Origin of the sequence: Burkholderia sp. JPY481 (assembly GCF_038900515.1) — a bacterium.
GTDB classification, from domain to species: Bacteria; Pseudomonadota; Gammaproteobacteria; order Burkholderiales; family Burkholderiaceae; genus Paraburkholderia; species Paraburkholderia youngii.
In genome coordinates this window covers 1-10,041 of the sequence record NZ_JAYMRT010000054.1, presented here as the reverse complement: position 1 = coordinate 10,041, position 10,041 = coordinate 1, and the positions used below count along the sequence as shown (strand labels likewise).

Sequence of the window (10,041 nt, the reverse complement as noted above, 5' to 3'; positions counted from 1 at the left end):
CCGGCGTCTCGCACGTGACTATGAACGGCCCCCCGAAACTCTCGCCGGGCTTCATTTTGTCGTCTTCGCAATGCTCATGCTTGTCCACGCCGTGCCAGTACTTCAAAGTTCCTAACACGCTCTAACCGCATCAACGCCTTAATTCATTGGATGACTCATATCGGCCAGGAACCCGCCTCGCACACCTCGTTGCCCACGGTGATTGGGCTACGGGAGATCTCAAATCTGGCCCTTCAGCGGTCCGCTTCCCAGTGCTAGCGGCATTTCACCTTGCCAGCAGCCGCCAATCTTTGCCATGCAGAAAGCAGCGACGAAGGGTGTTGCACCAGTTCGCGAGGAATCCGCCTAATGGTAGCCGTCAAAGAGATGGTCCGGATCGCTGCTTGGAACGAATACTAGGGGATATGCTACCTGACTACTGTCGGGAATCGGGTCATTGTTCCCCGCGCGTTCTATTTCGGAACTAATGACCGCCCACCGAACGGGTGGGCGACTGGCAAGGACAGCCGGGACACAGAAAAAAAGTGACCCATCGGAGTCGTCTATACTCTGACGGGTCGTCTAAAGTCCCCACAGTAGGTCGAGCGAGACGGTTCGACCCGCTGCAACACAAGTGTACGGGACGAACGCACGGCAACCCTTGATCAAGGTCAGACCTTTCTTGCATCAGGTAAGTAGCCAACATGGTCATCAATTGCTGGCAGCATAGGCTACGCGATGGAACGAATTCAGTGAGGACGTCCCGCCCAAATTGCCAACCGGCGCTGACGCCGTTGAAAGATTTCGTCTCTGACTGTTATCCGGGCGGTTTGAAGGATACGGAAAAGGATTTTTACTTAGAGTTGCCTCCTGTCATGAGCCACTTTTGTCATAGCGTCAAAGTGCCAGCCAATGTTTAGCAAGCCTGGCATTCGACGAAGAACGTCATTGGCACGGTTGCGCGGGGATGTGCGCTACCGCCCTCCTCAAACGCAAATTGAATATTTTCATCGCAACCGCTCGATTCATGAATACAAATTCAGCGTAAACCCACGACCCACAGCGTTGAGCAATATTCACCCCTTGCAGTGATAGATATGAACGACGGCCTCAATAGAATGGGCTGTAGAATCATTGCAGCGTGAGAGGCGCCGCATCGCACCGGGCAAAGGGGCGCCCGTTCGACGGCCTTCCGGTTCTGTCACTTGGCCACGAAGACATCGACAAGCGGGGAGCTTGCTCCTCGTGCGCGAATGTCATTGTCATGCGCTGTGTCTAACAAGGGATACCTTCGAGGCTCAAATGCATGATCACGTGATCAAGAAAGGTTGACATGCATTAAGGCGAAAGACGAAAGTCGTGAATAGTATAAAAAGACAATATCCGACGAGCGCACGCATGCGCCCGGCCCGTTCGCCTCTTTTGCCGGCGCGACGGCTTCGGTGCGCATCAACTGGCGAGCGATCCGCAAACGTCGGTCGACCCCAATCCCAGCCATGAGTGGATACGTCGATACACGTTGCTTGCCTCGATTTCACATGTCAGTTTTTCTGCAATATCGTGAGCATGACAAATTACGACCTACCGAAAGACATAGCAAACCGTCTGGTTGATCCGCAGTCGTATACAAACCTCGACGGGCTCCATGAGATATACGCGTGGGCGCGTGCAAACAACCCAGTTGGACGAGCAATGGCGGACGCGCATGACCCATTCTGGGTGGTAACAAAACACGCCGACGTCTCAATGATTTCCCGGAACAATGCCCTGTTTCGCAACGGCGATTATTCCGTCGTCTGCCGTCCGCAAGCATCTATCGCGCATGTTATAGGGGCCACCGGTACTCCAAACATCGTCCGTTCGCTCGTCCACGTCGACGGCGACGAACACAAGAGTTTGCGCGCACTGACACAGTCGTGGTTTATGCCGAACAGTGTCGTTAAGCTTGAGGCTCGCATCCGATCATTGGCACATTTGATGATCGGGGAACTTCTGCAAAAGAGCGGCTCCGTAATTGACTTTGCGAACGATTTCGCCTCGCACTATCCGCTGAACGTGATCATGGATATTCTCGGAGTTCCGCAGGAAGAATCCCCCCGTATGTTGAGACTCACACAGGAGATGTTTGGAAGCGAGGATGCCGAATACAAGCGCGATATCAGTCGCCAGGGCGACGCCGGAAGTGCGATCGGCAAGGCGCTGCTGTCAGTTGTAGCAGACTTCAAGGGTTACTTTGATCGCCTGACCGAAGATCGCCGGAAAAAACCGCGTAACGACATCGCCACCTTGCTCGCCAACGCGGTTGTCGATGGGCAGCCTATTGATGAGGCAACCCGACTCGGCTACTACGTGATTATCGCCGCCGCCGGGCATGACACCGTCTCGTCTTCCATATCGGTTGCGATGTGGGCATTGTGTCAATTCCCCCATTTGCTGCCGCGGCTTAAGGCTGACCCGTCGCTCATTCCGCAATTCATCGACGAGAGCCTCCGCTACGCATCGCCAGTGCGTCATTTCATGCGTACGGCGGCAGCCGACACGAATTTGCGAGGCAGGACTATCCGCAAGGGCGATTGGCTGATGCTCTGCTACGGGTCGGCCAATCGCGATGAGGAAGTTTTCCCCGACCCTTTCATATTCGATATCGACCGAAGGCCGAATCGGCACATTGCGTTTGGGGCAGGTGCTCACGTATGTCTTGGTCAGCATCTCGCAAACATGGAGATGCGCATCCTGTTCGAGGAACTGATCCCGAAGTTGCAGTTCGTCGAACCGGTGGGAGAGATCGAATTCACGACGTCTAATTTCGTAAGTGGGCCAAAGCACCTCCCAATACGTTGCGTGTTGCAATGAACGCATCTATGTAAAATTTGAACGCCACAAAATGACCTTGATCGGGACCGTGCTTTCGTCTACAAACTCACACATGTAGCATGTGACTGCCAAACATTTCCCCGGTTGCAGCCCCCAGTTACTATCTTCCCGCCTCGATAATTGAAGCTTTGGGCAGTCAGGCCCGGCATGATTCTCGCCCCCAGTCGCAGTTTCTGATCCGGGGGGGTGTTGTCACCGGGCCTGGTGGGTGGCAGGTGATCGCTAATAGGGACTCGGCTGGAATATTCCAAGGCCGTCCGTAACGTAGATGCCGAGATTTGCCACCGTTGTCGCAGGCCCACTCGAATTCAAGACCCATGGCCGTCTTCTCTTCGTTGTCGACCAGCCCGCCACCATCGGCGCATTGCCGCTGGCCGTCGCACGCGACGAAGGCGTTCTGCTTGCCGATCTGCCCGAACTGGCGATGCGCCGCATTGCCGACCTGCATGCCGGTGAGGCCCAGACAGACGCCCGCGACGCCGCAATCATCGCCGAGGCCGCCGGTTCGATGCCGCATACGCTGCGCTCGCTTCGGTTAGCTGATGAACCGCTCGCCGAGCTGCCCATGCTGTGCGGCTTCGACGACGAGCTCGCCGCTCAAATTACCCAAATCAGTAACGGGATTCGCGGCCTGCTCACCCAGATCCATCCCGCGCTTGAGCGCGTTCTCGGACCGCGCCTCGAGCATCTCGCCGTGCTCGATCTACTCGAGCGCTACCCGTCTCCCGCCGCGCTTGCAGCAACCAGCGAGAAGACGCTTGCCAACCGCCTGACCAAGCTCGCGCCACGCATGGGCACGGGATTGGGCGCCGAAATCATTCAAGCGCTGGGCGAACAGGCCGTGACGGTGCCCGGCACGCAAACCGCCACCATCGTCATGCCGCGCCTGGCTCAGCAGCTCGCCGCCTTACGCAAGCAGCGCGACGAAATCGCCGGCGAAGTAGAGCGGCGGGGCTTGCTCACCCTCTTTGGCCGGTCCTGACCAGCAGGCCGGGGAGGGCGTCAGGACCGCCGCCAGACTCCTCACCGAGGTCGCGCACCAAGCCTTCGCTTCGGCAGGTCACCTGGCGGGCCTACGCTGGCCTCGCACCAGTTACCCGGCGCTCAGGCTCATCTATCCGGGGCGAGCATCCGTCCAAGCGCGGCAACAAGGTACTCAAGCGCGCCTTGTTCCTATCGCCTTCGCGGCCTCGCGAGCCCCCCCGATTCGCGCTGGCACGGCGACGCTGTGATGTCCTGTTCGCCATCCTGCGCGATGACACCTTTTACGAACCCAAGTCAGCTCCAAACCCAAGTCAGCCCCTAACGCTTGACGAATTAGATAGGGCCCCCCATATGATGGCGTGCCGGAACCGGCCGAGGAACTCTCGAATTGGGCTCACGTTTCAGGATGAGCCCCAAAAAAAGCAGTACCAGGTGTGTGGACCGCAGGTCAACGCCGACGTGGTCTTCGCATGCCCGTTGGATTGTGGGCGTCGCCATGATCACTTTAGAACTTTCAATCTACCTTCGATAGCCCTTCTGGCAGCGATCCGCAGCCGCTACAAGCATCTCAGTTGCGGTCTCGCATAGCATGCGCGACCCATTTCACAGATGCATGAAACCCCCGCCCCGCATTCGTCGTCTTATCGAGCTTGCCGCCGGAGTGGCAACGACAATAGTTGCGCTGGCCGCTCCACACGGCGCACGTCATCATGTCGTGGCTTCATTTATCTTAGGGCGCCGTGCCGACGGCACCGGCCTTCGGTTACTGTCACGTCGCGACGGCAGTGCACTTTGAGTGCAGTGCATGCTATGCCTTCGACCACCTCTTGAGTCTGTATTGAGAAAGTCATTTGTGACGCGAATGCGTCTTATCCAAACAATTGATTTTTGCGATTTCAGAAAATGGCGGATAGTGATGATGCTGCCACGGCACAGTCACCGTGTTGGGGCGCCCTCAATAGACACCTTGCACGATCTTGTGGCGTGCAATGCCCATCGCCACGGATATCGATTGGCACTCCGAGTTACTACATTGGTGTACTTCTTAAGTCACGTAACTGCATGACACCCATGAAGAAGCCGGCCATTTTGACAAGCAGCTTTTCGACCCGAGATCTCCGAATTCGATCTGTTCACCTGAGCAAACAATGAATGCTGTCGATATCCACCAGATGGTCCAGTTCGCCGTCCAATCGTTCAAATTGCTTGCGATTTTTGCCACGTTATGTGCAGCTCTTGAGATCGCGTTTCCGGCTTATCGATACAGCTTCGCATCGTACCTTCGCGGCGCACGGAACTGGGCGATTCGGATTGGATGCGGCGCGCTAATCTGGCACTTGTACGCTGTGGGCTTGCAATGGTTAGGCGTCAAGCCGCTCCTGACGGTCAATCTTTCAACAGTGCTTCACTCTGACAACGCAGTTATCAAGACGGCTTTCGCCATCCTTTCAGGCGTTGTGGTCGCAATTGCCGGTGACTTCTTTTACTACTGGATGCACCGTGCACAGCACGCCGTGCCATTCCTCTGGCGCTTGCACGCTACACATCACTCGATTCGCGAACTGACGGCATGGAATTGCAATCATCACATTTCCGAGCCGGTTATCTACGCCTTGTTTGTAGCATTACCGCTCGCGCTGATCCACTTCGAGTCTGGCGTGGTGCCGGCTGCTGCCATGACCCTCATTACCTTTCAGGCGCATCTGTCGCACTCCAGCACGCGCATCAACCTTGGGCCTCTGCGATATATCATCGGAGACGGTCAGTTCCACCGAATTCATCACTCAACTCAGCCGCATCATCGGCACCGAAACTACGGGTTCTTTACGACCATCTGGGACACTATCTTCAGCACGGCATACTGGCCGAAACGGGACGAATGGCCCGAAGTGGGCCTTCGCAATCAACCCGAGCCCCTCACCGTGCGCGACTACTTTATGTTTCCGTTTGGACAAAATCGCTGGTCCAAAGCCAAATCTGACAGCATAACGCAGGAGAGTTGACGATGATTGGTCGGGGCATTCGCTTGAATTGAGCGGCACTGGTAGACAAAACATTTGCCAATACAACGTCGCCTGAAACCATCGACGGTGAAGGCGAATCGCGGGCCGTCGAACTATAGCGGTAACGCTGAGATCGGTATCACTTGGCCGTCTCGCGCGGCGCCAACGGCGCAAGATTTTATGCTCGTGTTCAAGGACGTTCGGTGTACATGCGCTCTCTCGGCAGCGCTATGGAGATACCTGACATGAGCGCCCACTGGCGAGAGCCCCCAGTCTAAGAGTACGTCGCCCCACACACGGTTTCTCTCTCGATCGGAAGGTTGCCCAAGCCGCTGACCTTCACCGATGCCGACCAACCCCTACTACCTGACAGGAGATCAGAAAGACCATGCCTCGAATCTTGATCCGCGCGACCCGTGCCGCCATTGCCACCGCCGCGCTGATGCTTTGGACTGCCAGTGCGCAGGCCCAGACGTGGTCTGCTACTTCCCCCGAAACGTCATCCTGCTCTGCGGAAAATCTCTTCGCTTCTCGGATCTACGGTAGGTACACGATCAACAACGACGTGTGGTCACCCTGCAGTAATGTCACCGCGGGTCCCCAGACAATATGGGCTAACAGCAAGCTCGGAGGAGACAGCGAGGTCGACTGGAGCGTTACTTCAGATCAACCCAACACCAGTGGCATCAAGTCCTATCCGCACATCGGATACAAAGTCAACAAGACCATCGGCTCACTGAACTCGCTTTCCGCAATCGTCTCGGCTACTACGCCATCTGGTGGCGCCTGGGAGTCAACGTTTGATATCTGGGCCGGAGGTGAGGCGCATGAAATCATGATATGGCTGAACTACACCGGAACTGCGGAAGGTTGCGGCAATGTCAAGCCCATCTCCTACAACTGGACGCAAGCCGGATGCGCAATTCCACTTTATCGAAACGTATCGCTGTCCAACGGAAGTTGGAACGTGTACGTGGGCACCAACCGCCGCAACATCGTCTACACGTTCGTCCGCACGACGAAGACTGACAACGCCGCGATCGATGTGCTGGCATTTATGAAATATCTGCGCTCGCTCAACTATTTTGATGATGATCTTGAAATCGGTGACCTGCAGTACGGGTTCGAAATCACCTCTTCGCGCGGAAACCTGAGCTTTGCGTCCAAGAAGTTCACGGTCACTGCCGAGTGATCCCTTTCATCGCGTTGGGCAGGGAGCCGTCCAGGATGCCTGTCCAGACTACAAATCTCGACCCTTCTTCAGGCGAAGAAGCGGGCGGCGCAAGAGATAAAACGCAAATAGTGCTGCAACTGCGACAGCATCACCGGCTACCCGCGCTGCTCAAGGCGGCGGAGCTGGCGCGCAGTACGTTCTGCTATCAGTCGAAATTGCTTGACGGTGGCGAACGGAACAAGGACCGCTATGGCTACCGGCGCATCGCGGAAGCGATCCGGGTGGCAGGCCAGAGGGTGACACGCAAGACGGTGCGACGTCTGATGGTGTAGCTGAAGCTGAAGTCGCCGGTGCGCGTGAAGAAATACCGCTCATGGCGCGCCGAAGCCGGGTGTATTGCGCCGAACCTGTTTAATCGCGAACTTAGTGCGCCGCGAGCCAGTTCAAACAGAGGGCGCGTGTTCATCTGATAGGCCAGAATCTCGCCGTTGTACAGATCTAGCACAGACGAAAGATACAGCTTCTGGCCGAGCACGTCGAACTCCGAACGTAGAAGGTACGCTCCTGTTTGGGACAGGGCACAATGTCCGATGCCTGCGGTGCCCATGAGCCGTATAAGGACGTTCCGCAATGAGAATGACATGGATCACCAGCCTTTCCGGTGCCGACAACTTGCTCAGCGTGAAATAATATCCCCAGAGAGTCGGACTATCGACGCGTGCAGCATGCCACGGGGATCATATTGAGCGGATCGAGACGGTGCGGACCTCATTACGCGGCCCAACTCGACTTTCGCGGCAGCGCGCCTGCGCCACCGATCGCATTTAAAATCGCGTCACATCGATCATTCTCTGGGGCGCCATCAATTGCGCGGCGCACTATGTTAGGGTTCGGCTGAGGCAGCGTAGTCTCCAATTCAGCTTCGACTGCCCGTTGATACTTAGACTGTCCGTGCTGGTGCGAGGGATTTGGCGAAAAGCATCACGCACCGCATAACAGTTGGCCGCACGCAACCGCTGCCAATAGCTGTCTTAATTCTCCATGGCGACGAAATCCTCTACATTCAAGAATGCATTGCGAACTATCTCATCATTTCGCGGAGGTCCTGCAGAACCTTTTCTGCTTCGAGACGATCGGTGTACATTCAGTCCGGTACTCTTCTGTTACAGCGTTAGCGGCGAGCTTTTTGTTCATATTGATAGTTTTCTTCGAGGTGTTCAGTCCATTTCCTGCACACGTGGCGCCCTTCTCCGGCAAGGCACCCTCGAGCAGATAGTCTGCGAAATAGCCGCCAATGCATTCGCTGCCAGAAAAAAATGCACCATGGTCGTACGTCGTCTCCTGAACTACAAGTCTTGAATTTTTCAATGTGGCTGCAGTGGCGCGCGCTCCAGGCAGAGGCGTTGGACCATCATTCTCATCCTGCAGCATGAGAACAGGTAGCGTCGCGGCACTGTCGAACGACGGCAGCCTGCGCGTGCTGAACGGCCAGTAAAGACAGGGCTGACCGGAATATAAGCCCCCCACAAGCGGCGCAGACATGGCGAGAGAATTTCCAAGATCTGTCCAGTACTCCTCGCTCGGGTGGATCAAGGCTCCATCATTGCAGGTCACGGGCACTTGGGCCGCCCGCCGGTCCTCCAGGGACCTTGTGCTACCGGAACCTACTTCAGCATATCTTGCGACCGCCTCTCCGGCAATCTTTTGCGTGGCATTTTCCACGGCTCTGTTCCAACTCGGAAAGAAAGGCAGCGAGACTACCTCGCGATGAAGGTCATTAGGGGAAGTCTGCGGGTTTTCTGCCAAAACCGTCTTTATTCTTTTGGCCACTGCCAACTTTTCTACCGCAGCATCAATTTGCCATTGAGCATACAGTGAATCAACTATGGTTCGGCCAAGCCAACTTGTGAGCCAAGGGGGACCGTTCCTAGTAATTTCTTTGACATCGTCCGCGTTCGAACCGAGGCCGAAAAGCTCGTTCTGTGCGGCGACATAAGGAGCAATGATGCCATCGAATGTGTGCTGAAATGCTGGAGCCTGCGGAGGGAAGGTCTCGGCAAACGGAAGGGTGATATCTACGACGCTATCGAGAACCAGACGACCTGTGCGACCGGGAAACAGGCTGGCATAGCGAGCCCCAAGAGCCGTACCATATGACGTACCAAAGTAGTTCAATTTGCGTATCCAAGTGCCGCACGTATCACCTCCATGTCACGAGCTGTGTATTCGGTGTTAATGAAAGGCGTCAGCGGCGTGCCACCACAAGCGGATGCGAGGTCGCGGCTTTCGATCATCTGTGCCCTGACTCCAGCGGGGGACCTATCGGTGAAAGAAATTGCTCTCGCCGGGGCGCTAGAACTGCATACCAACTGGGCGCTTGAACCGACGCCGCGCGGATCGAATCCGATCAGATCGTAGGCATCCGACAATTGCAAGAGCTTTCGACCTACAGGATTTGCCGAATTCCCAAGCAGCCATAGCGTCGACATGCGCAAAGGCATAGCCAGCCCTCTCGCACCTGGCCCACCAGGATTCATCCATATGCCACCAAGCCGGTTTGCAGGCTTACCGGGCAGTCACTCGCAGTACGCCAATGCCGACGCTACCTTTGGACGCATCATCGTAATCCAACGGCACCTTTGCCGTAGTACAACTAGCCCTAGTCGATAGCGGACCCAGCAGGTCTTTGTTCACAATTTGAAAATTGTCAGATCCGCAGGTATGCCAAGTTATTGACTGGACGTAGTATGGCGTTAGTTCATCATCCACGCTGGAACCAACTGACGCGTGAGTCGGGTCGGTGACTGAACCGCCGTCCGAGCCACCGCAACCATTCAGCGCGACCGCAATCAAAAGAGCCCCTAAAACGCGAATCTTTTTTAAAGTTTTTGTCATCATGTTGAGCTTCCCTCGGTTTTTCGCCTTCCAGAGGTCCGGGGTTATGCAGCCGTATCCTTTGTCCGCTGAGCCGCAAGCCAGTCTTGCATGAACTGAGTTGGCGACGTGAAGCCGAGCGATGAATGACGA

Annotated in this window: 5 protein-coding genes and 4 pseudogenes; 6 read left to right on the top strand and 3 right to left on the bottom strand. The window is 56.0% G+C overall.

What is annotated here, in order from left to right:
* The 6 genes and pseudogenes from VSR82_RS38870 to VSR82_RS38845 form a co-directional block, all read left to right on the top strand.
* Positions 1-115: pseudogene (locus VSR82_RS38870) on the top strand (IS5/IS1182 family transposase); the annotation flags it as partial.
* 1,424 nt (positions 116-1,539) lie between these two features.
* Positions 1,540-2,832 carry a cytochrome P450 gene (locus VSR82_RS38865; protein WP_498858804.1) on the top strand — a complete coding sequence of 431 codons (1,293 nt, stop codon included), beginning with the start codon at positions 1,540-1,542 and terminating at the stop codon, positions 2,830-2,832.
* A gap of 325 nt (positions 2,833-3,157) precedes the next feature.
* A pseudogene (locus VSR82_RS38860) lies at positions 3,158-4,137 on the top strand (IS110 family transposase); the annotation flags it as partial.
* An 848-nt stretch (positions 4,138-4,985) separates the two neighbouring features.
* Positions 4,986-5,840: a sterol desaturase family protein gene (locus VSR82_RS38855; RefSeq protein WP_368587917.1), complete on the top strand. Its 855-nt coding sequence runs from the start codon at positions 4,986-4,988 to the stop codon at positions 5,838-5,840.
* A 388-nt stretch (positions 5,841-6,228) separates the two neighbouring features.
* Positions 6,229-7,032: a GH12 family glycosyl hydrolase domain-containing protein gene (locus VSR82_RS38850; protein WP_498858803.1), complete on the top strand. Its 804-nt coding sequence runs from the start codon at positions 6,229-6,231 to the stop codon at positions 7,030-7,032.
* Positions 7,033-7,229: 197 nt separating this feature from the next.
* Positions 7,230-7,346, top strand: coding sequence for an IS3 family transposase (locus tag VSR82_RS38845; protein ID WP_429464325.1), 117 nt, complete (start codon positions 7,230-7,232; stop codon positions 7,344-7,346).
* An 80-nt stretch (positions 7,347-7,426) separates the two neighbouring features.
* Here the strand turns inward: VSR82_RS38845 and VSR82_RS38840 are convergent.
* From VSR82_RS38840 to VSR82_RS38830, 3 genes and pseudogenes are all read right to left on the bottom strand, one after another.
* Positions 7,427-7,561 (bottom strand): annotated as a pseudogene (locus VSR82_RS38840) (IS3 family transposase); the annotation flags it as partial.
* 542 nt (positions 7,562-8,103) lie between these two features.
* A complete protein-coding gene (locus VSR82_RS38835; protein ID WP_498858802.1) occupies positions 8,104-9,189 on the bottom strand; it encodes an alpha/beta hydrolase in 1,086 nt (361 codons plus the stop codon).
* Between the two features lie 390 nt (positions 9,190-9,579).
* A pseudogene (locus tag VSR82_RS38830) lies at positions 9,580-10,041 on the bottom strand (hypothetical protein); the annotation flags it as partial.